Here is a 24,189-nt window from a genome sequence, read left to right on the forward strand (position 1 = left end):
GCAACGGGGACTCCTCAAGCCCTACCGTGTCATGGGCAGGAGCATGCGCACGGTCGTGCCTGAGCCGGGTTGCGACGAGAACTCCAGCCGTCCGCCGTGCTCGTGCATGATGGCCGAGGAGATGGACAGGCCCAGGCCCGTGCCGCCCTGTTCGCGCTTGGTGGTGAAGAAGGGGTCCTGGATGTACTTGAGGTCCAGGGGGTCGATGCCGCAGCCGTTGTCGCGTACCTCCACCCCGGCCCAGGCCCGGTTTTCGCCGAGATTTGACAGGACCTGCACCGTGATCTCCCCGCCCGCGGCGGGCACGGCCTCGCAGGCGTTGACCAGGAGGTTGATGAGGACCTGGATCAGGCGCTGGGGATCGGCCTCCACCAGGGCCGGTTCCGGGGCCAGCCGCACCAGGTAGCCGGGGGCCGCGCTCTTGAGCTTGTGGCGCACGAAGGCCAGGGCCCCGGCCACCACGTTGTTGAGGTCCGTTGATTCCCGCTCGCCCTCGGGACGCTGGCGCGAGTAGTCCTTGAGGCGCGAGACGATGTCCTTGATACGCTCGGAGCCGTCGACCATGCCCTGCAACAGCAGCGGCATCTGCTGCCTGAGCTCCGAGTATTCGAGCCCGCCGAGGACGAAGTCCCCGTGCTCCTCCTGGTATTCGTCCAGGACGTGCAGGGCGTCGGCCCACACGTCGCGCAGCAGCGGCAGGTTGAGGGTCAGGAAGCTGTTGGGGTTGTTGATCTCGTGGGCCACGCCAGCCACCAGCACGCCCAGCGACGCCATCTTGTCGGCCTGGATCATCTTCTGGCTCCGCAGTTCCGCCTTGCGCTCGGCGTCCTTGCGGGCCGTGATGTCCGTGAGCTTGCCCTCGATGAAGGCCGTGCGGCCCTGGTCGTCCTTTTCGCTTCTGGCGTTGAACTCCACCCAGATCTCGCTGCCGTCCTTGCGGCGCATGCGCGTCTCGAAATCCTTGATCACACCGTCGTTGCGGATGACCGAGAAGACCCGCTCCCGGTCGTCGGGATCGCAGTAGAGCTGGCGGCCGATGTTGGTGACCGAGGCCATGAGGTCTTCGGGCGAGTCGTAACCCAGGATGCGCGCCATCTCCCGGTTGGCCTCCAGGAAGCGGCCCTGGGCCGTGGAGCGGTAGATGCCCTCCAGGGCCTTCTCGAAGATGGCCCGGTATTTCCTGCCTTCCTCCTCCCGTTCGCTCCATTCCGTGATGTCATGGGCGAAGACCACGGCCCCCAGAATCTCCCCGCCGCGCACCAGAGGCACGTAGGTGTTCTGGTAGAAGCCGATCTCCCCTTTGGGTCGGCGGTATCTGCGGCGCAGGATGTAGGACTCGCCCTTCAGCACGCGGTCGAAGTTGCGCCGTGACGCGGCGCGCTCCTCGGGGTCGAGGATGTCGAAGACGTGCATGCCCGGGTGGATGTCCAGATTCCAGTTGTGTTTGACGAATTCGCGGTGGGCCTGGTTGAAGGCGATGTAGTTGTAGTTCAGGTCCAGGGAAAAGAGCATGACGTTGAGGGGCGTGTCGATGAGGGCGCGCAGGTCGTGCAGTTCCCGGGTCAGGGTTCGGTTGGCCCGCTCCAGGTGGCGCAGCCTGGCCAGGAGGTCCTCGCGTCCGTTCACTCGTCGTCCTCGCTGGCCATGAGGAGCTTGTTCAGGCGTTTGTTCAGGGCCTGGCGGGATACGCCGAGCATGCCCGCGGCCATGGCCTGGTTGCCGCCCGTGCGGCGCATGGCCTCCATGACCAGTTCCGCGCAGACGCGCTTCAAGGTCGGGAGTTCCGGCCCGAACTGCACGCCGGCCCCTTCGCCGGATCTGGCCGCGGGCGCGTCGGCATGGTGCGCGGCCACGTGCTCCCTGATGCGCCCGATGTCCAGGGTCTCGCCCGTGGTGCAGCTGGCGGCGTCGAGGATCAGGAACTGCAGTTCACGTACATTGCCTGGAAAGGGATATCCCATGAGCAATGGGAAGAGCTCGGGCGGAGCCACGGGCTTGCGGCGCTGCTGGCAGGCCTGGCGCAGGAAGTGGTCCACGAGCAGGGGGATGTCCTCGCGCCGCTCGCGCAGGGGCGGCAGATGCACGTGGTGGGCCCGCAGGCGGTAGTAGAGGTCCGAGCGGAAGCGTTCGGGTTCGCCAAGCGCCGCCGGGTCCACGTTGGTGGCGGCGATGATGCGCGCGTCGGTCTTGCGCGTCACGTCGGAGCCGATGGGCAGGTACTCGCGCTCCTGCACCAGACGCAGCAGCTTGACCTGGGAGGCGTGCGGCAGGTCGCCGATCTCGTCCAGGAAGAGGGTGCCGGCCTTGGCGTTCTCGACCAGCCCCGGCCTGGCCCGGTCTGCGCCCGTGAAGGCGCCCTTCTTGTGGCCGAAGAGGGTGTCGGCGAAGATGTTGTCGTCGAGGCCAGCCACGTTGACGGGGATGAACTCGCCCTGGCGGCCGCTCAGGTCGTGGATGACCTTGGCCACCAGTTCCTTGCCCACGCCGGATTCGCCGGTGATGAGCACGGGCTGGGTGCTGCGCGCGATGGCCTCGATGTACTGGAAGATCGAGCGCATGGCCTTGGAGCAGGTCACGATGGGCGCGAAGGCCTCGGGATGCTCCAGGGTGTCCTGCAGGAAGCGCGTGCGCAGGCCGCTGTTCTCGCGGCGTAGTTCGCGGATCTCGATGGCGTGGCGGATGCCCGAGACGAGGCTGCTCTTGTCGTTGGTCTTGACGAAGAAGTCGAAGGCCCCGCGCTTGATGCACTGCACGGCCGTCTCCACCTGGCCCATGCCGGTGATGACCAGCACCGGGACGTCCGGGTTGGTCCGGCCGACCTCGACGATGAGCTCCTCGCCGGACATGCCGGGCATGGCCAGGTCCACGGCCATGACCTCCACTTCGGTCGAGGCGAGGATGGAGGGTACCTCGGAGCTGTCCTGGCAGCAGATGATGTTGTCGATGCCGTGGGATTTCAGCGCCAGGGAAAAGGACCGCAGCCAGGTCTCCTCGTCGTCGACGAGCAGCACGGGGTTGGTTGGGTATTTGCTCATGTGCGTGCCCTACTCATACGTGCGTTCGTCCACGAGGGCCGGGGACCCTTCGGGGATCGTTTCGCCCAGGCCCAGGACAGTCACCGCGGGCCGGAGCTTGGCCGTTTCCTGGAAGGCCGCGGCGACGGCAGCGGTATCCACGGGGCCGTTGGTCTCGATGCGCAGGACCAAGCTGTCCTTGCCCCCCGCATTGCCGACCACGACCTGATGCCGCAGGATCTGCGGGAAGCCGCGCATGGCCTGCGCCACCTGGGACGGGTAGATGAACTGGCCGCGCACCTTGGCCGTGTCGTCGACGCGGCCGAGGATGCCCAGGAGCTTGGGGGCCGTCCGGCCGCAGGCGCAGGGGGCCTCGGACAGGCGCGACAGGTCGCCCGTTGCCAGGCGCACCAGGGGGTAGTCCAGGGTTAAGGGGGTGACCACGACCTCGCCCATCTCGCCCGGCGGCACGGGCAGTCCCGTGGCCGGGTCGCAGATCTCCACGAAGCAGCGCTCGGCCAGGTGCATGCCGCCCAGGGCCATGCACTCGTAGGCAATGCAGCCAACGTCGGCCGTGCCGTAGCCCTGGCGGACGAGCATGCCGAACATGTCCTGCACCTCCCGGCGCAGGCTCTCGGGCAGGCGCTCGGCCGCGACCATGGCCACCCGGAGCCGGAAATCCCTCTTCGGGTCCAGGCCCTTCTCCGCGGCCTTCTCGCCCAGCGTCTTCAGGAAGCTCGTCATGCCGACGAAGCCCGTCACGGGCAGCTCCTCCATGAGCTGGAGCTGCACGGCCGTGTTGCCGGGTCCGGCCGGGATCACGGCGCAGCCCAGGGCGCGCAGGGGCTCTTCCAGCATGAGGCCGGCGGGCGTGAGGTGGTAGCTGAAGGTCATCTGCGCCAGGTCCCCGGCGCGGAAGCCCGCGGCGTAGAAGGCCTGGGTCCAGCCCCAGTAGTCGGGGGAGCGGCCCTCGGGGTCGTAGATGGGACCCGGAGACTGGTAGATGCGCGACAGCTCGCCGGGGGCGCAGGACAGGAACCATGACAGCCCCTTCTCGCGCTGCAGGCGGGAGAGGTCCTTCTTGCGCAGGACCGGGATGGAGGTGAAGTCCTCCAGGGAGCGGATTTCATCGGGTACGATGCTCGCGGTCCCCAGGCGTTCGCGGAATTCGCCGTCGAAGGACGCCGCCCTGGCCACCACGGCCTGCAGCGCCTGCCACTGCCGTATGGCCCTGGCGGCCGCCGAGTCCGTCTCGTGTTCGTGGTAGAAGCCCTGTGTTCTGTCCATGGACGCTCCGAAGAGTGGGTGTGCGTGAAGGGAGGGGAGCCCGTCGGTCCGGAAAATTTCAGCCCAGCCAGCGCTTGCGGCGGCGGTAGTGCTTGACGTCATGGTAGCTGCGCTTCTCGCCGCCGTGCCCCAGGCCCAGGTAGAACTCCTGCACGTCGGGGTTGCGCAGCAGGTCCTCGCCTTTGCCGTCCATGACGATGCGCCCGTTCTCCATGATGTAGCCGTAGTCCGCCAGGGACAAGGCCATGCGCGCGTTCTGCTCCACGAGCAGGACGCTCACGCCCTCGGTCTTGTTGATCCGGCGCACGATGTCGAAGATCTCCTCCACCAGCAGGGGCGCCAGGCCCAGGGACGGCTCGTCCAGGAGCAGGAGCTTGGGACAGGCCATGACCGCCCGCCCGATGGCCAGCATCTGCTGCTCGCCGCCGGACATGTAGCCGGCCAGCTGGTGGCGGCGTTCCCGCAGCCTTGGGAAGTACGAATACACTTTTTCGGCGTTGTGCGCAAAAAGGCGCGCGGGCTGGGTGTAGGCCCCGCAGCGCAGGTTCTCCTCCACCGTCAGGTCCTCGAAGATGCGCCGGCCCTCCATGACCTGGAAGACGCCAGCCCGGACCAGTTTCTCGGGGCTCAGGCGCACCGTGTCCACGCCGTCGTAGAGGACAGACCCGGACGTGACCTTGCCGTTTTCCCCGGCCAGCAACCCCGAGACGGCTTTGAGCGTCGTGGACTTGCCCGCTCCGTTGGCGCCCAGGAGGGTGGTGATGCTGCCGGCGGCCACGTCCAGGGACAGACCCTTAAGGACCAGGACCACGTCGTTGTAGACCACTTCCAGGTTCATGACTTGGAGGATGTTCATGGATGCCTTCAGTTCCGAGTTAGACAATTCGTTTCGCACGGGCGGGGACGCCGGGCGCCCCCGCCCTGGTTTCCATTAGAGTCCGAGCCATTCCTTCTTGCGTTCGAGGACCGTGGTCTGCACGAACTCGAGCTTGCCGTCCTTGAAGGTGCAGATATTGACGGACAGGTTGGGCCGGTGGTCGTCGGCGAAGTAGCTGACGACCGGGGCCAGGCCCATGGGGTCGAAGTCTCTCATGGTCTCAAGGGCCGCCTTGATGCTCTCGCCCGTGACCTCCCCTTTGGCCTTGGCCATCTTCATGCCTTCGCACATGACCATGGCCGAGACGAAGCCGCGCACGTAGTGGGTCATCTGCGGCTGGTCCTTGGTGATCGTGCGGATCAGGTCCATGCCGGCCGAGGGCTGGCCGTAGATGGCCGCGCCCTGCAGGCCGAAGTGCCCGTTCGCCGCGTCGCCGGCCAGCTTGAAGATGTTCTCGTCGCTGCTCCAGATGTTGCTGAAGAAGGTGCAGGTCATGCCGAGCTTCTGGGCGTCCTTCATGATGACGGCTGTGGACGGCGTGGTGCCGCCGGTCCAGACGAAGTCGGGCTCGGCCTTCTTCAGGCTCAGGAGTTGCGGGGTGGCGTCGATGGCCTTGAGGTCCACGTTCTCCTTGCCGACGATCTCGAAGCCCAGCTCCTTGGCGTATTCCTCCATGGCCGGGATGGGGGCGCTGCCGTAGGGGTTGTCGGGGAACATGAAGGCCAGTTTCGGCGCGCGCGACTCCTTCCAGGTCTCGCGCAGGTAGTTCAGGCCCGCGCGGCCCATGGTCGAGTAGTCCGCGGCGGCGGTGAAGTTGTAGGGCGCCTTGGCCGGGTCCATGAGGTGAGCCGAGTAGGAGGCAGAGAAGACCGGGATCCTGTCCTTGGCCACGAACTTGACCAATGCCTCGGTGTCGCCCGTGCCCCAGCCCTGCATGGCCACGATGCCCTCGGAGGTGAAGCGCTTGTAGGCGGCCAGGGCCTGCTGCACGTTGTAGGCGTAGTCGACCTGGATGAGCTCCACCGGCTCGCCGCCGATGCCACCGTTCTCGTTCAGCCAGGCCACGTAGGCCTTGATGCCCTCGGCGTAGGGTGTGCCCACGCTGGATGTGGCTCCGGTCAGATCGGACAGCAGGCCGACCTTGTAGGCGGCCGAGGCGGAGCCGACGGTGGCCGCGAGGGCCAGGACGGTCAGGAGGAGAAGCTTTTTCATGGGTTACTCCGGATGCGGCAAAAGGTTTCCCCGGCGTTCATTGCCGGCGCGTCAGTATGCAAAGGGGTACAGCTTCCAGTAGGCCTTGGTCAGCCGCCACTTGCGGGCCAGGCCTTCGGGTTCGAAGATGAGGAAGAGCACCAGCATCAGCCCGAAGACCCCTTCCTTCATGGGCACGATGACGGCGCTCAGGTCCGGGGCGATGCCCCCCAGGGACGAGATGAGCAGGTTCAGCATTTCCGGCAGCAGGGTGATGAACACGGCCCCGAAGATGGAGCCGATGACGGAACCCATGCCGCCGATGATGATCATGGCCAGGTAGCTGATGGACAGCCCCATGGAGAACTGCTCGGGGGTGATATACATGGTGTAGTGCGACCAAAGCCCGCCCGCGACGCCGGCCAGGAAGGAGCTGAGGCCAAAGGCCTGCAGCTTGTAGGCGAAGAGGTTCACTCCGACGTTCTCGGCCGACTGGTGGTAGTCGCGGATGGCCACGAAGGCGCGGCCGTGGCGGGTGCGGCTGACGTTGGTCACGGCCAGGACGCACAGGACCGTCACGGCCAGGATGAGGTAGAAGATGCGGCCGTCGGTGTCGAAGGCGAAGCCCAGGATCTGCGGCGGGTCCACGGGCAGGCCGTTGGCGCCGCCGGTCAGGGAGGACGCGTGCAGAAAGACGTATTCGAGGATGAGTTGGGCGGCCAGGGTCGAGATGGCCAGGTAGATGCCCTTGAGGCGCAGGGACGGGATGCCGAAGACCATGCCGACCATGGCCGATATGGCCCCGCCGCCCAGGAGCGCGGCGACGAAGGGCGCGCCCGCGTTGGACAGGATGGCCGCGCCGTAGGCGCCCACGCCGACGAAGGCCCCGTGGCCCAGGGACATCTGGCCGCACATGCCCGTCAGCAGGTTCAGGGACACGGCGCCGATGACGGCGATGAGGATGAGGTTCAGGATGGACACGGCGTAGGAGTCCACCAGCTGGGGGACCGCCAGCAAGGCCGCGAGGAAGAGGCCCAGGCAGAGCTTCTGGAACCGCGAGCGGAACAGGCCGTCCTCGGCGGCGTAGGTCGTGTAGAAGAGGCCGCACTTGTGCATGCTCATACGCGTTCGATCTCCTTGGTTCCGAAGAGTCCGTAGGGCTTGACCATGAGGATGACGACCAGGATCAGGAAGGAGGCCACCTCCTTGAAGCCGCCCAGGCCCAGGAGGTCCTTGGCCGCGCCTTCGCAGATGTTCTCGAGCACCCCGATGATGAGGCCGCCCAGGGCCGCGCCCAGCAGGCTGTCCAGGCCGCCCAGGATCACGGCCGGGAAGACCTTGAGGCCCAGGTGCCCGAGCTGGGCGTTGATGCCGTTGATGTTGCCGAGGATGATGCCGCCGATGCTCGAAACCACGGCCGCGATGCACCAGGACAGGGCGAAGATGGACTTGATGCCGATGCCCATGGACTGGGCCGCCTGCTGGTCGAAGGCCGTTGCGCGCATGGCTATCCCTAAGGACGAGAACTTGAAGAACAGGCTGAAGACCCCGAAGAGCAGCGCTGAGAGCCCGAAGGCCGCGACGTAGACCGGCGCGATGGGCAGGCCCAGGAGCATGTAGGGTTCCTGGGGCAGGATGGCCGGGAAGACCTGGATCTGCGTGCCCCAGACCATCTGCACGAAGGACTTGAGCATGGACGACAGGCCGATGGTGACCATGATGACCGAGATGATGGGCTCGCCGATGAGCGGCCTAAGGATCAGGCGCTCCACGGCCGTGGCCAGGACGATGGAGAAGGCCAGGGTCAGCAGGAAGGAGGCGAAGAAGGGCAGCTGGAACTGCACCGTCAGGGCGAAGCAGACGTAGGCCCCGACCATGACCAGTTCGCCCTGGGCGAAGTTCACGACCTTGGTGGCCTTGAAGATGATGACAAATCCCAGGGCCACCAGGCTGTAGATGGATCCGACCACGAGGCCGTTGATGATGAGCTGAAGATAGTATTCCATTGTCCGGTCCTCACGCGCGTCCGACGTCGCGGATGCAGATGCTGCCCGTCATCTCGCGGCGGGAGCCGTCCTGGTAGGTGATGGCGATGCACAGGTCCGTGGCGTCCGTGCCGTCGTACAGCGCCGCGATGAGTTCGGCGTAGCGCTCGCCGATGACCTTGCGCCGTATCTTGCGGGTGCGGGTCAGTTCGCCGTCGTCGGCGTCGAGTTCCTTGAAGAGCAGGGCGAAGCGGCGCACCTCGGTGCCGGGCTGCAGGGCCTGGTTGATGCCCCGGATTTCGGCCTCGATGAGGTCGTAGAGCTCGGGCCTGGAGGCCAGGTCCTGGTAGGTGGTGTAGGTCAGGCCTTTGGCCTCGGCCCAGCGGCCGGCGATGTCGCCGTCCAGGCAGACGACGGCCGCGATGAAGTCCCGTCCGTGGCCCATGACCACGGCCTCCTGCACGTAGGTCGAGAACTTGATCTTGTTCTCGATGAACTGCGGCGAGAAGCGCACGCCCGCGGCCGTGGTCATGACGTCGGACAGGCGGTCGATGATGACCAGTTGGCCGTTGTCCTTGAAATACCCAGCGTCGCCCGAATGCAGCCAATCGTCGGTGACCGTCTCGGCCGTGGCCGCGTCGTTGCCCAGGTAGCCCTGGAACACGGCGGGGCTTCTGGACAGGATCTCGCCCTCGTCCGAGATGCGGATCTCGGTCCCGGCGATGGGCTCGCCCACGGTGTCGAAGCTGACGGCACCGTCGCGGTGGATGCAGGAGATGCCGGCGATCTCGGTCTGGCCGTAGATCTGCTTCAGGTTGACGCCGAGTGCGTGGAAGAAGGTGAAGGTGTCGGGGCCCAGGGGGGCGCCGCCCGTGGAGGCCGAGCGCACGCGCGTGAAGCCCAGGCGGTCGCGCAGGGCGCGAAACAGGCCCCAGTCGGCCAGCCTGTTTGCCAGCCGCAGGCCCATGGACGGCATCTCGCCGCGCAGCACGGTCCCGGCGTATTTCAGGCCCACGGGCATGCACAGATTGAAGAGGAAGCGCTTGAAGCGCGTGGTCTCCATGATGCGCACCCGCACCTTGGCGGCCATGTTTTCCCACACGCGCGGCGGCGAGAAGATGAGGTGCGGCCCGATCTCGCGGATGTTCTCCTGCACGGTGTCGGGCTCCTCGGGGAAGTTGACGCAGAAGCCGAACAGCAGGGCCGAGGACACGGCCATCATCTGCTCGCCCATCCAGGCCAGGGGCAGGAAGGACACGAACTCGTCCGTCTCGCGCTTGGGATCCGACAGGCCCAGGTTCCAGGCCATGGACAGGAGGTTCCGGTGCGAGAGCATGGCCAGCTTGGGCCGGCCCGTGGAGCCCGATGTGGTGGCGATGAGGGCCGTGTCGTCGGGCGAGACGGTTTCGATCCAGCTTTCGAACTCGGCCGCCCGCTCGCGGCCCAGGGCGCGCACGTCGTCGAAGCTCTTGAGGCCCGGCGCGCCGTAGCCCACGAGGCCCTTGGGGTCGTGGTAGACGATGTGTTCAAGGAGCGGCAGGGCGCCCCGGATGGACAGGATCTTGTCGACCTGCTCCTGGTCCTCGGCCACGACCAGGCGCGCCTTTGACAGTTCGAAGACGTAGCCGATCTCCTCGCCGGGCGAGTCCTGGTAGAGGCCCAGAGACACGCCGCCCATGCCCTGGATGGCCAGCTGGGCCCACAGCCACTCGGGGCGGTTGTCGCCGATGATGACGACGACGTCGCCGCGGCCCAGGCCCAGGGCCTTCAGGCCCGCTGCGAACTCGGCCGTGATGTCCAGGTACTGCCTGTAGGAAAAGGGCTGCCAGATGCCGTAGCTCTTCTCGCGCAGGGCCGTGCGGCCGGGGCGGTTGCGGCTGTTGTCCAGGAGGAGTTTGGGGAGGGTGGTTTCGTACGGCGCGCTCATCTATCTTCCCTTGTAGAGGCCGTCTTCGTCGCCGAGGTAGGCGCTGACGACCTTGGGGTTGGTCTGGACGGCCTGGGGTGTGCCGCTGGCCAGGACGCGGCCGAAGTCGAGGACGATGACGTGGTCCGAGATGTCCATGACCACTCCCATGTCGTGCTCGACCAGAAAGACGGTCACGCCCCACTCCTCGTTGATGTCGAGGATGGAGCGGGCCATGTCCTCGGTCTCCTCCAGGTTCATGCCGGCCATGGGCTCGTCCAGGAGCAGGAGCTGCGGCTCGGCGGCCAGGGCGCGGCCCAGCTCGACCTTCTTCTGCACGCCGTAGGGCAGGTGCCCGGCGACGGTGTGGCGGTAGGGGGAGAGGTTCAGGAAATCGATGATCTCCTCCACGCGCTGCCGGTGGCGGTCCTCCTCGCGGCGGGCCCTGCCCAGGTAGAGGATGGAGGCCAGGATGCCGTAACCGAGGCGCGAGTGGCGGCCGACCATGAGGTTGTCCAGGACCGACAGGCCGCGGAACAGGGCGATGTTCTGGAAGGTGCGGGCCAGGCCGAAACCCGTGCGTTTGTGGGCCGGCACGCCGGTCAGTTCGCGGCCGTCCATGCTGATGGCGCCCTTGGTCGGGGTGTAGCGGCCCGAGATGCAGTTGAGCATGCTCGTCTTGCCCGCGCCGTTGGGCCCGATGAGGGAGGTGATGCTGCCCTTGTCCACGCGGCAGGTGACCCGAGACAGGGCGGCCACGTTCTTGAAGGTCAGGCTGACCTCCCGCACTTCGAGCAGGGGGCTACTGCCATTCATGCTTGAAATCCTCGGGGCCGACCACGTCGTACCCGGCCTTCTGCAGCGCCGCCGCGATGGACGAGGGGTTGGGCGTGTCCACGCGGATGACGACCATGCGGCGGTCGGCGTGGGTGAAGGTGCCGGTGGAGATGATGGAGTAGCCGAGGGAGTCGATGATGCCCGCCACCTCCTTCAGCACGCCGGGCCGGTCCACGACCTCGAAGACGATGCGCGAGCCGCCCTGGCCGTACCCCATCTCCTCGGCCAGCACCTCCAGCATGATGGTGCGGTTGATGTAGCCGATGAGGTCGCCGTCGGCGTTGACCACGGCCAGTCCGGCCAGGTTCTTGGCGTGCATGAGCATGGCCGCGGCCTCGATCTCGGTCTCGGGCGTGACGGTGACCATGTCCTTGCGCATGATGCGGCCCACGGTCAGCTTGGACAGCAGGTAGTTGATTTCGTGCTTGTCCAGCCCGGTCATGAGGGAGGGCATGGCCGCGTTGATGTCCTCGGGGCGCACGTACCCGGCAAGCTTCCCGTCCCTGACCACGAACAGCATCCAGAGTTGCTGCTCGTCCATGACCCGCTGGGCGTCCTCGGCCAGGGCGTCGGGGGGCATGCTGATGAAATTGTTGAGCATCTTGAGCCCGACAAACATGGTCGCTCCTTTTTCTCGGGGTGGTGGTTCCGTTCGGCATTTAGAAAGGTTCGTGCCAGAATGGTTCGAGACATGGTGGTGACGGAGGGGAAAGTTTGTACGCCTAAAATTAATATGGTATTTTGATGTGTTACTTATCTCGTCCCGCCGTGTCTGCGCCCGGACGAAATTGACGCGACCGCGTCATGCGCAGGATTGTGCAGTTGTCATGCAATATAAGTTGTCAGCGATGAAACTTCTTCCGGCGCGGCAGGCCGCCGCAGGTGAGGCGGCGTATGGCAAATAAAGTTGCTCAAGCAATTTTTCTTGCAACACAAAAATTTCCGATGGTGTTGACAGGTCTGTTCGGCAGGATTATTTTGAACATAATTTCAAATTGAGGGGGTTCGGTGGGACGCAGGAGAAAGTGCAGGTTCGTGGCCGACGTGCCCGAAGTCACGGTGTTCAAGCCCGTGGGGATTCCCATGTCGCAGCTGTACGGCGTGGTGCTCGGCCTGGACGGTTTCGAGGCCTTGCGCCTGGTGGACGGGGAAGGCCTGAGCCAGGAGGAGGCGGCCGCCCGCATGCAGGTTTCCCGCCCCACGCTGTGCCGCATCCTGGGCGAGGCCCGGGGGCAGGTGGCCAGGGCGCTGTCGCGCGGCTGGGCCATCCGCATCGAGGTCGACGTGGAGCACGCCGTGACCAATGGAAAGGAACAGGACATTTCGGAGCCGCAGTGCGCGCGGTCGCAGGTCTGCGGCGGCGGCCGGGCTCAAGGAGGACGATCATGCCGGGACAGAGAGGACAAGGTGGAGCAGGACGTGGCCAGGGCGGCGGAGGTCGCGGCCAGGGCGGTTGCGGACGCGGTCAGGGCGGTGCAGGACAGGGCGGCGCAGGACGGGGCGGCGGTTGCCGCGGACAGCGGCCGGGTGCCGGGGCGGGAGGCGTAGGGGCCGGTCAGACCGGAGGCGGACTGGGCCGCGCGCGGCGCGACGGTTCGTGCCTGACCGACGGCCCTGCCCAGGATTCTTCGGCCGGGGGTGTTGACACGGCCAAGACGGAGGAATAATCGCTCGTTTGAGCAAAATGGAGGAGCCGTGCCACGACCCAGGAAATGTCGCCGCATCGAAGGATGCCCCAAAGCGTGTTTTTTCAAACCCCAGGGGATTCCCCTGACGGAGCTGGCCGAGGTCTACATGACCATGGACGGTTTCGAGTCCCTTCGTCTGGCCGACTACCAAGGCCTGACCATGGAGGAGGGCGCCGCCAGGATGCATGTCTCCAGGCACACGTTCGGGCGCATTCTGGGCGATGCCCGCCGGGCCGTGGCCCGGGCTCTCGTGGACGGACTGGCTCTGCACATCGCCCATGATGCCCAGACGCCGTGTATGCACCAGTATCCGGACCGTCTTGCGGCCCGCAGCAAGGAGCTTTGTATGACCAAGATCGCCATCACCAGTGAAGGCCCGAAGATGACGGACCGCGTGGACCCTCGTTTCGGCCGGGCCGGGGGATTCGTGGTCGTGGACGTCGAGACCATGGCCTCGACCTACGTCGATAACGGCAGTTCCCAGTCCATGTCCCACGGGGCCGGAATCCAGGCCGCCGAGAACATCATCAACGCCGGCGCCTCGGTGCTGCTGACGGGCAGCGTCGGCCCCAAGGCCTTTTCGGCCCTCAAGGCCGGCGGGGTGAAGATCGGACACAACATGGGCGGCATGACCGTGGCCGAGGCCGTGGAGGCGTTCAAGTCGGGCAAGGTCGAATACACCGATTCCCCAAACAGATAGGGTGACATCATGATCGTATCGGTTGCCAGCGGCAAGGGCGGCACGGGCAAGACAACGGTTACGGCCTCGTTGGCCGTGACCTGGCCCAATCCTCTCATGGCCGTGGATCTGGATGTGGAAGAGCCCAACCTGCACCTGTTTCTGAAGCCCGAGGCCACGGGGTCGGAGGTCGTGACCCTCGAGGTCCCCGACGTGGACGAGTCCAAGTGCACGTTCTGCCGCAAGTGCGCCGAGCTGTGCCAGTTCAAGGCCATCGCCGTCATGGGCAAGGCCATCATGACCTTCCCCGAGATGTGCCACGGCTGCGGCGGGTGCATGGCCATCTGCCCCGAAGGGGCCATCGGCGTGGCCACGCGCGAGCTCGGCGTCATGGAGTTCGGCGTCTCGCGCGGGCGGATTCCCTGCACGACCGGACGGCTGCGCGTGGGAGAGGCCATGAGCCCGCCACTCATGCGCGTCGTGCGCTCGCACATGCGCGCCGAGGCCCGTGCCAAGGGGCTGGACGTGCTCGTCGACGCCCCTCCCGGCGTGAGCTGCCCGGCCATGAGCGCCGTGGCCGACAGCGACGTCATCGTGCTCGTGACCGAGCCCACGCCCTTCGGCTTCCATGATTTCAAGCTCGCCTGCGAGGCTTTCGCGCCCTACGGCAAGCCCATGGCCGTGGTCATCAACCGCGCCGGGCTGGGCGACGACCGCGTCTACGGATTCTGTGCGGCGCGCAACCTGCCCATCGTGGCCGAGATTCCCTATCGCCGCGACATCGCCGAGCACTATTCCAAAGGGCTGGTGCTGGCCGAGATGGACCAGGGCCTTGGCCAGCTGTTCTCCGGCCTGGCCGCGAAACTGATGGCCATGGGCAAGGAGGCCGATCATGCGTGAGATAGTCGTCATCAGCGGCAAGGGCGGCACGGGCAAGACCTCCATCACTGCGGCCTTCGCCCACCTGGCCGAAAGCAAGGTCATCTGCGACCTGGATGTGGACGCGCCCGACCTGCATCTGCTCCTCGACCCGGCGGTGGTCCGGGAAGAGGCCTTCATCTCGGGGCACGAAGCGGTCATCGACCCGGAAAAGTGCGTGGGTTGCGGCCTGTGCGCTTCCATGTGCCGGTACGACGCCATCGACCCCGATGGGGACGTCTACCGCATCGCGCCCCTGCGTTGCGAGGGCTGCAAGGTCTGCGTGGCCTTCTGTCCCGAGCAGGCCATCGATTTCCCCGACAGGCACTGCGGACAGCGCTTCCTGAGCGACACCCGCTTCGGGCCCATGGTCCACGCCCAGCTCTTTCCCGGACAGGAGAACTCCGGCCTTCTGGTTTCGCGCCTGAAAAAGGAGGCGCGCGTTCTGGCCGAAGAGCGCGGCCTGGACCTCATCCTCTGCGACGGCGCTCCGGGCATCGGCTGCCCGGTCATCGCCTCCCTGTCCCAGACGGACCTGGCCGTGGTGGTCACGGAGCCCACCCCATCCGGCGTGCACGACCTGGAGCGTGTGGCCGGGCTGTGCGACCATTTCCGCACCAAGGTCGCCGTCATCATCAACAAACACGACCTCAATCCCGAGCATGCGGGTAGGATTGATGCATTGTGCTCGGAAAAGGGATACAGCCTGTTGGCTCGTCTGCCCCACGACACGGCGGTCACCGAGGCCATGGTGCGTCGCCAGGCCGTGACCGAGGGGCCCGACAGCGAGATCGCCCGGAACATCCGGGAGGCGTGGCTCAAAATCACGGATCTTTTGCACTCGTAAGCGTTTCGTACAAGGAGAAAGAAGTATCATGGAAAAGTTCAGAATTGCGGTCCCCTCGGCAGCGCCCGGCGGGCTTGAAGCGGAAGTCGGCGCCCATTTCGGGCACTGCGACGTTTACACCATCGTCGATGTGGAGAACGGCAACGTGGCCCAGGTCGGCATCCTGCCCAACGTGCCTCACGAGCAGGGCGGCTGCATGGCTCCGGTCCAGCACCTGGCCAGCAACGGCGTGAACCTGCTCATCGCCGGCGGCATGGGCATGCGCCCGCTCATGGGCTTCAACCAGGTGGGCATCGACGTCTTCTACGGCGCCGGCGCACCCAATGTCGGCACGGCCGTCGACGCCTTGCTCAAGGGCGCTTTGGTCCGCTTCACCCAGGAATACACCTGCGGCGGCGGGCACTAGTCATCCTCCCTGGCCGGGCCGCCTCCGTGCACGGGGAGGCCCGGCCTTTTCACGTACCTACACCAGGAGGGAACATGCAGGTGGTCATTGTCACCGGCCGCAAGGACGCGTTGCGCGATTTTGCGCAGGGGCTGGGCGGGGAAGTGGAGTGGGCCGAGAGCCGGGCCGATGTGCTGGGCCGGGCAGCCAAGGCCCCCTGGAAACTCGTCGTCGCCGACGCCATGACACCGGGTTTGGACTACAAGGCGTTTCTGACGGAACTGCTGCGCGTCAACGCCATGCTGAACACGGTGGTCGTCACGGACATGGATGGCGAGACCTTCCACGAGGACAGCGAGGGCCTGGGCGTGCTGAACGCCGTGCCGGCCCTGCCGGGGCGCGAGGACGGCGAGAAGGTCCTGGCCAGGTTGAAGAGGATTCTCGGCCTGGGCTGAGCCCTCAAGCGAAAGCTTTCAGTCGCATTCCACGGCTCTGCCCGGAGCCGGGACGAAAAAGCGCCTGCCCGGAAACGTCCCGGCAGGCGCTTGGCTGTTTTCGGACCGCTGTCCGGGATCAGTTGTACTCGTTCATGGCCGCGTCGGCGTAGGTGTCCTCGAGGACCTTGCGCAGACGGAAGGCGCCTTCGATCATGGGGGCCAGCTTGGGCAGGCCGTCGATCTTGTCGACGTAGCTGAAGGCTCCCAGGACTTCGCCCATGCGGCGGGTCTCCTCGCTGCCGTGGCCGGTGAAGAGCACGACCTGGATCTTGGCGTTGATCTCCTTGATACGCTTCAGGGTCTCGATGCCGTCGATGCCGGGCATCTCGATGTCCAGGACCACGACGTCGTAATTACCCTTGCGGACCATTTCCAGGGCTTCGTCGCCGGTGTGGGCCACGTCCGGGGAAATGCCGTACAGGATATTCAGACGGTCGGCGAGGATCCGGCACAGATCCTTCTCGTCGTCCACGATCAGCAGCTTCATCTTGTTCATATTTTCTCCTCCTTGGCAGATGCCGGACTTCCCGGCCCGTTGTTTTCGTTGTGCGCATGCACGGCCATGGGCACCCGTATGGTGAAGGTCGACCCGTGCCCAGGGGAACTGTGCACGTTGATGCCCCCTCCCATGGCCTCGATGATGCCATGGCAGATTGCCAGCCCCAATCCAATTCCCTTGCCCACCTCCTTGGTGGAGAAAAAGGGTTCGAAAATTCGCGTCAGCAGATGCTCCTCGATGCCGCAGCCCGTGTCCCGGACCGTGACCTCCATCCGGGCGTCGGCGCAAACGCCCCGCAGGGTCAGGACGGGTGCGGCAGCGCCCGGGGCGTCCGCGGCGTTCGTGTTCTCCATGGCGTCCAGGGCGTTGTCGATGACGTTAGCCAGGACCTGGCCCCATTCCGACTCCGGTATGTCCACGGCGCTCAGGGCCGGGGTCCATTCCTGGACGATCTCCACCCCCAGGGCTTCGATCCGCTTGCGGCGCTCGGCCAGCAGCCTCCGGGCCAGGAGCGGCAGCTTCGTGGTTGCGCCCTTGGCGTCAAGGGCGCAGCGCAGCGTCAGCAGTTTCGAGGTGATGGCCTTGCAGCGCCCGGCCTGGTGCCGGATCAGTTCGAGGGATGACCGGAGGTCCGCACGGTTGGCCTCGGTCAAGTCCGGTTCGCGCAGGATCTCCTCGATCCAGCCCGCCTCGTTGATCATGACCTGCAGGGGGTTGTTGATCTCGTGGGCCACCCCTGTGGCCAGTTCGCCCATCGCGGCCAGCTTGGCCGTTTCGGTCATGCGCTGCCTGGAGAGGGCCTCCATGTGCCGCCCCTCCGCATCGCCGATGGCCGCGACCAGCGTGTCGATGTCGGCGGGCTTGGTCAGGTAGTCCCTGGCTCCTCCCTTCATGCCGGCCACGGCCGTGTTCAGGGTCGAGTCGGCCGTGAGCAGGATGACTTCCGGGCCCGGCCTTTCGGCCTTGAGGGCGCCGAGGGTCTCCAGGCCGCTCATGCCCGGCATGGTGATGTCGAGGACCACGACTTCGGGGTGCAGCGCGCGCGCCATCTCAAGGGCCTGCTCTCCGCCGTAGGCCGTGTGCACGTCCATGCCCCTGGCACGCAGCCTTTCGGACAGCAGATCCGCGAAATCGCGTTCGTCGTCGACCACCAGTACATGGACCATGCGAACCTACCTGCCGGGCGCGTGTCCCTGGGTCACCGTGCGGATGCTTTCGAGCAGATCCTCGATGTCCAGGGGTTTTTTGTGATAGCGGGCCGCGCCGAGATTCAGGCAGGCCTCGAAATCCTGGTCCGAGCCGTGTCCGCTGAGCATGATCACGGGCAGTCCCGGCCATGCGCCACGGATGCGCCGCAGGGTCTCCAGGCCGCTCATGCCCGGCATGCGCAGGTCCAGCACGACCACGTCGGGTGGATCCTGGGCGATGAGGTCCAGACCGCTCTGGCCGTCCAGGGCGACCCTGGCCGCAAAGCCCCGCATTTCCAGGCGTTCCTGGAGCGTGGTCACGAAGGCCTCTTCGTCGTCGATGAGCAGAATGTTCAGGGCGTCCATGGCGTTCAATCCTGACGTGAAACGGGAAAGAAGATTTTGAGCCGCGCGCCGTCCCACTCCATCCGGCCCTGTTCGAGCAGCGCGTTCAGGTCACTCAGGCCGGACAGGTCAGGGGTGGTCCCGCTGGGCGGCGCGACGTTCAGCACGTGGAAATCCGGCCCCTCGTCAATCCAGAGGCGGATCACGCAGTCCTTGGCGCCGTTCCCGACGGCCCACTGCACGGCCCTGAAGCCGGCCATGAGGACCCAGATGGCGCCGACGGCCACGGGCAGGACCCTGGTAGCCGGGGTGAACTCGACGGACGCGCCCTTGAGGCGCACCATGCGCTCGGAGAGCAGGGCCAGGGTCCGAGCGTGCACGCCCAGATCGCAGGCTTCGAGCATGTCCGCGTCAGCGGAGTGGGCCAGTCGGCTGGTGGCTTCCAGAAGCCCCTTGCCGCGGTCGACCTGGGACGAGATGTGCCCGAGGGTCCGTTCCAGGGTGGGCTTGTGCTTGAAGTCCACCCTGGCGTTGACCTTCATGATGTCGCCCAGAAGGCCTGCCGACTCGCGGATGATGGCCAGGATGTTCTGCATCTCGTGCATGCTCATGGCCGTGACCGTCCCCATGAACCGTGTTTCGCGGGCGACTTCAGGCATGGTGCGTTCCTTGGCCGGCGGCGACCGCTTCCGAGAGGGTGCGGATGAGCTCCTCGATGTCGAGGGGCTTGGTCAGGTAGGCGAAGGCGCCGTGGCGCATGCCCTCGATGCCGTCGCGGGTCTTGCCCTGGCCCGTCAGCATGACGACCTGCACGGCCGGGTGCTGCTCCCTGACGCGCTGCAGGACCTCGATGCCCTTCATGCCTGGCATCATGACGTCGAGAACCATGACGTGGGGCTCGGCGTCGGCCACGGCCTTCAGCGCCGATTCCCCGTCGTGGGCCACGCGGGCCGCGATGCCCCGGAGGTCGAGCCGTTCGGCCAGGGTGGTGACGAATTCGACCTCGTCATCGACCAGCAGGATGTTCCATTCGTTTATATCCATATCGTTACCCTTCCACAGAGCGTTTGGGCAGCAGGATGGTCATGGTCGTCCCCTCGTTGAGTTTGGTCTTGACCTGGATCTCGCCGCCCAGGCGCTTGACGATGCCGTAGGTGATGGACATGCCCAGCCCCGTGCCTTTTTCCTTCTTGGTGGTGAAGAACGGTTCGAACATGTTCTTGGCGGTCTCTTCGGACATGCCGCAGCCGTTGTCCTGGACCGAAACCCCGATGAAGCCCTCGCTCTCGTCCCACGACCTGACGACGATCTGCCCTCCGTCGGGCACCGCTGCCAGGGCGTTGTTCAGGATGTTCAGGAAGACCTGCTGGATCTGGCCGTGGTCCGTAGGGATCTGCGGGAGGTTGTGGGCCAGTTCGCGCCTGAGCTCGACGTTGCGGTACTGGGCCTCGCGCTCCAGGAATCCCAGCGTCTCCACCAGGACCGCGTTCACGTCCAGGACCTCGATCTTGACGTCCATGCGCTTGGCGAAGCTGAGCATGCGGTGGGTGATGCCCCTGCAGCGCTCCACGGAGCGCAGGATGGCTTCGATCTGGCGGCCGAACTTGTCCTTGTCCGGGAAGTCCGGGCGCAGGTTCATGATGTCGCGCATGAGCCCGGCCTTCTCGTTGATGATGGCCAGGGGGTTGTTGATCTCGTGGGCCACGCCGGCCGCCAGGCGCCCGATGGAGGACAGCTTCTGCGAGTGCTCCATCTGGTGGATGGCGCCCATGCGCTGTTCGTCGCTTTCCTGCAGCCGCGAGATCAGCAGGCTCGTCACCCTGTAGACGGCCAGGAAAATGAGGATGACGCTCGAGACGAAGATGAAGAGCAGGTCCAGGCGCACCGTGTACCATGTGCTGAAGGCCGTGGGCTTGGGCTTCACGGCGACCAGGGCGAAATCCGTGTTGGCGATGAAGGCCGAGGCGATGAAATTGTTCTGCCCCTTCTGGTCCCGGAAGGACTGCACGTTGGATTCGCCGCTGGTGGAGGGCATTTCGAAGGGCAGGATGTCGAGCACCTTCCCGTAGCGGCGGGATTCCGTCTGGAGGATGCCGTTTCGGTTGACCAGGAACGCGTCGCTGCCGGGCTCCAGACCCATGGCCGAGATGATGCGGTCGAAGTGCATGGTGTCGAGGGTGGCCCGGAGGATCCAGGACCGGCCGCTCTCCGTGGTGTGCCGCACGGCGATGACCACGTGGGGGAACTTGCGGAAGCCCAGGAACACGTCGCTGACGTAGGTGCCCTTGAACTGGACCTGGTGGAACCAGGCCTGTTCGGTGTAGTTGCGTCCCTTGAGGTCGTACGGGCCGGCGTAGCTGACCTGGTTGCCGGCGACGTCGATGAGCCCGAGGTCTACGAACCCGGTGAACTCCCGGCGCATGACCTGGAAGATGCGCTGCAGATTTGCGTCGTCGGAGAGTTCGTCGAAGGAGTAGGCCGAGGCGATGAAGCTCACGGCCGAGGTGCGCTCGGCCAGGAACAGCTCGAAGGAATGCTTGGCCTTGCCCACCAGGGCCCGCAGGGGAGCCTGGATTTCGGCCGCCATGGTGTTCTGGTGCTCGTAGTAGTTGAGCCCGGCCAGGGACAGCAGGGGAATGAGGGTGACCAGCGCCATGAGCGAGACGATCTTGCGCCGCAGGAGATGGTACCGCTTGGGCGAATTGATCTCCGTGCCGATGTCGGCCTCGATGTTGCTGATGGGGGCGGACAGGATGTTCTTCATGCGGACTCCCCGGCCCGGTCGAAAAGGATGTCCCCGGCCTTGAGCTCGCCTGCGGCCAGACGTGGAATGACGCGCTCCAGGGGACCCATGACCGAGTCGATTACTTCGATGCGTTTCCAGCGCAGATAGTGGAAGTATTCGTCCTCGATCCCTCCGCAGACGATGGTTCCGACATCCCTGGACAGGGCCAGGTCGCACAGTTCGTCCCCGGAGGCGTCGGCCAGCAGGAAGGACTTCCTCTGGACGATTTCCCCACTCTCCGAAATGGACAATAGCAGGGCTTCCTTGGTCAGGTCAAAGCGCGGGGCGACTTCGTCCCTGGCGATGGCGATGAGTGCTCTTCGTTCCATGGCTAGTTCCCCTCCGCGCCCTTGCGCGGGGCCTTGCGGGCCTTTTCGGCTGGACGGGAGGCCGGGCCGGCGCCGGCGGAATCCACCACCAGATGGCCGGGGAGATGGCCGGTGCGGATCGTGTCGCCGGAGCAGACCATGGCCGCAAATTCCATGATGTTTCTCAGTTCGCGGACGTTGCCCGGGAAGTCGTGTTCGCTGACGATGCGCAGGGCACGGGGGCTGATGCCGGTGATCTGCTTCTTGAAGCGGGCGGCGTACTGCGACATGAAGTGGTGCAGCAGGAAGCCCAGGTCCTCGCCGCGGTCCTTGAGCCGCGGCAGGTGCAGGCGGATGGTCGAGATGCGGTGGAAGAGGTCCTCGCGCAAACGCCCCTCCTGCACGAGCCTTTCCGGCGATTCCGCCGTGGAGACCATGAGCCGCGCGTTGATCCGCATGGGTTTGGTCGCCCCCACGGGCAACACGGTCCCTTCGTCCAGGAACTGCACCAGCCTGCTCTGGTGCGGCAGGGGCAGGTCCGAGATCTCGGACAGGTAGAGCGTGCCGCCGTGGGCCTGCTGAAAGCGGCCGGGCCTGAGTTCCCCATCGTCCGCCTGGACCCGCCCGAAGAGTTCGGCGTCCAGCAGTTCCGAAGGCATCGGGCCGCAGCTGAAGCGGATGAAGGGTTCGCGCGATCTGGGCGAGGCCTTGTGCACGGATTCGGCCAGGAGATCCTTGCCCGTGCCGGTGTCCCCAGTGATGAGCACCGGGGAGTCATGCTGCGCGATGACCGGCACGAGGTTCAGGATCTTCTGCATGGCCTGGCTGCGGCCGATGAACTGGCCCTGGCCCGTGGCCTGGGACAGGCGGGATTCGATTTCGCGCAGGGCGGTCAGGTCCTCGACGATGTCGAGAATGCAGACCGGCCTGTTCTCGCCGTCCCGGACGCGGACGGGCGTGATGCGCACGGGGATCTTGCGGTGGTGCCGGTTGATGCAGTCCGTCTCGATACCCTTGTCCGCAGCTTCCTCCCGCCCGTGGGGGCAGCCCTGGATGCAGGCGCGGCTGCGCAGGACATGCCTGCACGGTAGGCCGCGCACTTCCTCCCGGCTGTAGCCGGTCAGCGCCTCCAGGGCCTTGTTGAGCATGAGGACCCGCCCGTCGCCATCCAGCAGAGCCACGCCCATGGGCAGCCCGTCGAGGAGTGATGGCAGGTCCGGACACTCGCCGCGGACCAGATCTTCGATGCGTTTCAGCACTTCAGATACCGCCTAGTGCGCGCCGCCCCCGACGATGCCGGATGCGGCAAAGCAGAGCACGAGGACTTCGAGCAGGGAGATGATGGCGAAGGCCATGTCCTTTTTCTTCAGGTACGCAAAGATGATCGGGATGTAGCATATGATGGTCAGGCCGCCCAGGAGCGCGATGCCGATGAAGTTCAGGAAGTCTCCCTTGTTCAGGAGGGTAGCCCAGCCCCAGCCGGTGGGCACGTTGTTCTGGGTCAGGTATTCTCCAACGGGTTGGGACCAAAACTTGGTCACCAGTTCCATGGAAACGTAGGGATCCATGATGCCGGTGACATACAGGAAGTACGTCACGATCATGAGGGCCAAGCCGCTCCAGCATCCGTAGAAGAGGAGGTTGGCGTAGGCGATCTGTTCGGCCGGGGCGTTGGTATCGGGTCTGTTCATGGTTGTTCTCCTTGCGATCTGAAAGTTAGAAGCCGAGGCCCTTGGCCAGTGCCTTGCCGCCCGCGAAGAGCAGGACGCCGATGACCATGTAGCGGATGAAGGCCGGCTTGGCCTTGGCCAGCAGGCGCACGCCCACGAAGGAGCCCATCATCAGGCCGATGATGGAGGGGATGGCCATGAGGGGGATGACGCAGCCCTGGTTCAGGTAGACCCAGGCGGCGGATGTGTCGGTGATGGACAGCAGGAACTTGCTGGTGCCGACGGCGACCTTGAGCGGCGCGCCCATGAGCAGGTTCAGGACCGGGACGTTGGCCCAGCCGGCGCCCAGGCCGAACATGCCGGCCATGATGCCGATGATGATGAAGAGCAGCAGGCCCGGCAGGGTGCGGTGGGTCTTCCACTCGACGATCTCGCCGTTGGCTTCCATGTAGGCGCCGTTGATGCCCAGGGCCAGGCCCAGGGCGTCCTGCTTGGTGACCACGGGACGGGCCGTGTTCTTGGAGGTCAGCAGCAGGATGGCGATGCCCATGATGGTGCCGCCCAGGCAGATCTGGACCACGTTGCCCGGCAGGGCCAGGCCCAGGAAGGCGCCGACGATGGCGCAGCTGGAGGCGATCAGCGCCACGGGCAGGGCCAGGCGCAGGCTCGCCAGGTTGCGCTTCAGGAGGCCCGGTCCGGCGGCCAGGGCTCCGGCCAGGGCGACGAGCAGGCCCGCGCCGCGCACGAAGTCGAGGTGGAAGGGGAAAAATCCGCTGACCAGGGGCACGAAGAGCACGCCGCCGCCGACGCCGGCCAGCACGGCGATAATGCCGAGCACGAAGCAGAAGAAAAGCAGGATCGTCGGCCATGCCCACCACGGCATGGAAGACGGGGAGCCCGTCGCTTCGGCCATCTGTTTGGCCGCTTCATTGGCGATGTCGGTGTTGTTGTCGGCCCAGGCCAAAGTTGCCAACAGGAGCGCGGCCAGTCCGACCCCTCCCAGAATTCGCATCCACGTTTTGTTCAGTTTCATTCCTGTCTCTCTCCAGTTTACACGGTTCCTTGCCTGAATTGTTGCCATAGCACGATGCGAAGCGCATTCGGGTTGCTGTCTTCGCAAGGAACATGCCAGTCGAGAACTGGCGGTATTTGCGCATTGACGGGGTGTCGGCCAAGGAGTAATCGGCAAGAAATTGCCGGATCGGCAAGTTTGTGCCTTTTTTCTCAAAAAGGCGGTGCGACAGAGAACTCTTCCGGTGGCCGCTTTCTGAAGCGCAGCGTCAT

Annotated in this window: 26 protein-coding genes; 6 read left to right on the forward strand and 20 right to left on the reverse strand. The window is 65.6% G+C overall.

What is annotated here, in order from left to right; all coding sequences use genetic code 11:
• Positions 1 to 21 precede the first annotated feature (21 nt).
• From G394_RS0104675 to G394_RS0104720, 10 genes are all read right to left on the reverse strand, one after another.
• The gene (locus G394_RS0104675) at positions 22 to 1,626 is read right to left on the reverse strand and encodes a PAS domain-containing sensor histidine kinase (protein WP_028576667.1); all 1,605 of its coding nucleotides are present in this window, start codon (positions 1,624 to 1,626) and stop codon (positions 22 to 24) included.
• Positions 1,623 to 3,035 (reverse strand): sigma-54-dependent transcriptional regulator, encoded by a 1,413-nt coding sequence (locus tag G394_RS0104680; RefSeq protein WP_028576668.1) that lies wholly within the window; start codon positions 3,033 to 3,035, stop codon positions 1,623 to 1,625. The genes G394_RS0104675 and G394_RS0104680 overlap by 4 nt, the downstream gene beginning before the upstream one ends.
• Positions 3,036 to 3,044: 9 nt before the next feature.
• Positions 3,045 to 4,301, reverse strand: a complete 1,257-nt coding sequence (locus G394_RS0104685) for a phenylacetate--CoA ligase family protein (protein WP_028576669.1) — start codon at positions 4,299 to 4,301, stop codon at positions 3,045 to 3,047.
• Positions 4,302 to 4,359: 58 nt separating this feature from the next.
• Positions 4,360 to 5,157 carry an ABC transporter ATP-binding protein gene (locus G394_RS0104690; protein WP_156902436.1) on the reverse strand — a complete coding sequence of 266 codons (798 nt, stop codon included), beginning with the start codon at positions 5,155 to 5,157 and terminating at the stop codon, positions 4,360 to 4,362.
• Positions 5,158 to 5,232: 75 nt separating this feature from the next.
• The gene (locus G394_RS0104695; protein ID WP_028576671.1) at positions 5,233 to 6,390 is read right to left on the reverse strand and encodes an ABC transporter substrate-binding protein; all 1,158 of its coding nucleotides are present in this window, start codon (positions 6,388 to 6,390) and stop codon (positions 5,233 to 5,235) included.
• Between the two features lie 51 nt (positions 6,391 to 6,441).
• Positions 6,442 to 7,491: a branched-chain amino acid ABC transporter permease gene (locus G394_RS0104700; protein ID WP_028576672.1), complete on the reverse strand. Its 1,050-nt coding sequence runs from the start codon at positions 7,489 to 7,491 to the stop codon at positions 6,442 to 6,444.
• Positions 7,488 to 8,375 (reverse strand): branched-chain amino acid ABC transporter permease, encoded by an 888-nt coding sequence (locus G394_RS0104705; protein ID WP_028576673.1) that lies wholly within the window; start codon positions 8,373 to 8,375, stop codon positions 7,488 to 7,490. The genes G394_RS0104700 and G394_RS0104705 overlap by 4 nt, the downstream gene beginning before the upstream one ends.
• A 10-nt stretch (positions 8,376 to 8,385) precedes the next feature.
• A complete protein-coding gene (locus tag G394_RS0104710; protein ID WP_028576674.1) occupies positions 8,386 to 10,281 on the reverse strand; it encodes an AMP-binding protein in 1,896 nt (631 codons plus the stop codon).
• Positions 10,282 to 11,076 (reverse strand): ABC transporter ATP-binding protein, encoded by a 795-nt coding sequence (locus tag G394_RS0104715; RefSeq protein WP_028576675.1) that lies wholly within the window; start codon positions 11,074 to 11,076, stop codon positions 10,282 to 10,284. It abuts the gene before it with no gap.
• Positions 11,063 to 11,716, reverse strand: coding sequence for a CBS domain-containing protein (locus tag G394_RS0104720; RefSeq protein WP_028576676.1), 654 nt, complete (start codon positions 11,714 to 11,716; stop codon positions 11,063 to 11,065). The genes G394_RS0104715 and G394_RS0104720 overlap by 14 nt, the downstream gene beginning before the upstream one ends.
• Before the next feature lie 389 nt (positions 11,717 to 12,105).
• On the opposite strand from G394_RS0104720, the gene G394_RS21090 reads away from it, so the two are divergent.
• From G394_RS21090 to G394_RS20030, 6 genes are all read left to right on the forward strand, one after another.
• The gene (locus G394_RS21090; RefSeq protein WP_156902438.1) at positions 12,106 to 12,645 is read left to right on the forward strand and encodes a DUF134 domain-containing protein; all 540 of its coding nucleotides are present in this window, start codon (positions 12,106 to 12,108) and stop codon (positions 12,643 to 12,645) included.
• Between the two features lie 147 nt (positions 12,646 to 12,792).
• On the forward strand, positions 12,793 to 13,485 hold the full coding sequence (locus tag G394_RS17965; RefSeq protein WP_043774770.1) for a DUF134 domain-containing protein: 693 nt from the start codon (positions 12,793 to 12,795) through the stop codon (positions 13,483 to 13,485).
• 9 nt (positions 13,486 to 13,494) lie between these two features.
• Positions 13,495 to 14,364, forward strand: coding sequence for a 4Fe-4S binding protein (locus tag G394_RS0104735; RefSeq protein WP_028576678.1), 870 nt, complete (start codon positions 13,495 to 13,497; stop codon positions 14,362 to 14,364).
• Complete coding sequence (locus G394_RS0104740) at positions 14,357 to 15,229, forward strand: ATP-binding protein (protein ID WP_028576679.1); 873 nt, start codon at positions 14,357 to 14,359, stop codon at positions 15,227 to 15,229. Before G394_RS0104735 ends, G394_RS0104740 begins: the two co-directional genes overlap by 8 nt.
• Before the next feature lie 28 nt (positions 15,230 to 15,257).
• Complete coding sequence (locus tag G394_RS0104745) at positions 15,258 to 15,635, forward strand: NifB/NifX family molybdenum-iron cluster-binding protein (RefSeq protein WP_028576680.1); 378 nt, start codon at positions 15,258 to 15,260, stop codon at positions 15,633 to 15,635.
• A 74-nt stretch (positions 15,636 to 15,709) separates the two neighbouring features.
• The gene (locus tag G394_RS20030) at positions 15,710 to 16,069 is read left to right on the forward strand and encodes a hypothetical protein (RefSeq protein WP_051306948.1); all 360 of its coding nucleotides are present in this window, start codon (positions 15,710 to 15,712) and stop codon (positions 16,067 to 16,069) included.
• Between the two features lie 118 nt (positions 16,070 to 16,187).
• Here the strand turns inward: G394_RS20030 and G394_RS17975 are convergent, their stop codons facing one another.
• From G394_RS17975 to G394_RS0104800, 10 genes are read right to left on the reverse strand one after another with little or no spacing between them, the layout of a single operon-like run.
• Complete coding sequence (locus G394_RS17975; protein ID WP_051306949.1) at positions 16,188 to 16,607, reverse strand: response regulator; 420 nt, start codon at positions 16,605 to 16,607, stop codon at positions 16,188 to 16,190.
• Positions 16,604 to 17,776 carry a sensor histidine kinase gene (locus G394_RS17980; RefSeq protein ID WP_051306950.1) on the reverse strand — a complete coding sequence of 391 codons (1,173 nt, stop codon included), beginning with the start codon at positions 17,774 to 17,776 and terminating at the stop codon, positions 16,604 to 16,606. Before G394_RS17980 ends, G394_RS17975 begins: the two co-directional genes overlap by 4 nt.
• Before the next feature lie 6 nt (positions 17,777 to 17,782).
• Entirely contained in the window at positions 17,783 to 18,163 is a 381-nt protein-coding gene (locus G394_RS0104765) for a response regulator (RefSeq protein ID WP_028576681.1), read from the reverse strand.
• Positions 18,164 to 18,168: 5 nt separating this feature from the next.
• Entirely contained in the window at positions 18,169 to 18,801 is a 633-nt protein-coding gene (locus tag G394_RS20035; RefSeq protein WP_028576682.1) for a hypothetical protein, read from the reverse strand.
• On the reverse strand, positions 18,794 to 19,186 hold the full coding sequence (locus G394_RS0104775; RefSeq protein WP_156902440.1) for a response regulator: 393 nt from the start codon (positions 19,184 to 19,186) through the stop codon (positions 18,794 to 18,796). Before G394_RS0104775 ends, G394_RS20035 begins: the two co-directional genes overlap by 8 nt.
• A 4-nt stretch (positions 19,187 to 19,190) precedes the next feature.
• A complete protein-coding gene (locus tag G394_RS0104780; protein WP_028576684.1) occupies positions 19,191 to 20,906 on the reverse strand; it encodes a sensor histidine kinase in 1,716 nt (571 codons plus the stop codon).
• A complete protein-coding gene (locus G394_RS0104785; RefSeq protein ID WP_028576685.1) occupies positions 20,903 to 21,256 on the reverse strand; it encodes a NifB/NifX family molybdenum-iron cluster-binding protein in 354 nt (117 codons plus the stop codon). Before G394_RS0104785 ends, G394_RS0104780 begins: the two co-directional genes overlap by 4 nt.
• 2 nt (positions 21,257 to 21,258) lie before the next feature.
• Positions 21,259 to 22,494: a sigma 54-interacting transcriptional regulator gene (locus G394_RS17990; RefSeq protein WP_051306951.1), complete on the reverse strand. Its 1,236-nt coding sequence runs from the start codon at positions 22,492 to 22,494 to the stop codon at positions 21,259 to 21,261.
• A 12-nt stretch (positions 22,495 to 22,506) separates the two neighbouring features.
• Positions 22,507 to 22,926 (reverse strand): hypothetical protein, encoded by a 420-nt coding sequence (locus tag G394_RS0104795; protein WP_028576686.1) that lies wholly within the window; start codon positions 22,924 to 22,926, stop codon positions 22,507 to 22,509.
• A gap of 25 nt (positions 22,927 to 22,951) precedes the next feature.
• Positions 22,952 to 23,938 (reverse strand): TSUP family transporter, encoded by a 987-nt coding sequence (locus tag G394_RS0104800; protein WP_028576687.1) that lies wholly within the window; start codon positions 23,936 to 23,938, stop codon positions 22,952 to 22,954.
• Positions 23,939 to 24,189 lie beyond the last annotated feature (251 nt).

This window comes from Desulfomicrobium escambiense DSM 10707, assembly GCF_000428825.1.
Classification (GTDB): Bacteria; Desulfobacterota; Desulfovibrionia; order Desulfovibrionales; family Desulfomicrobiaceae; genus Desulfomicrobium; species Desulfomicrobium escambiense.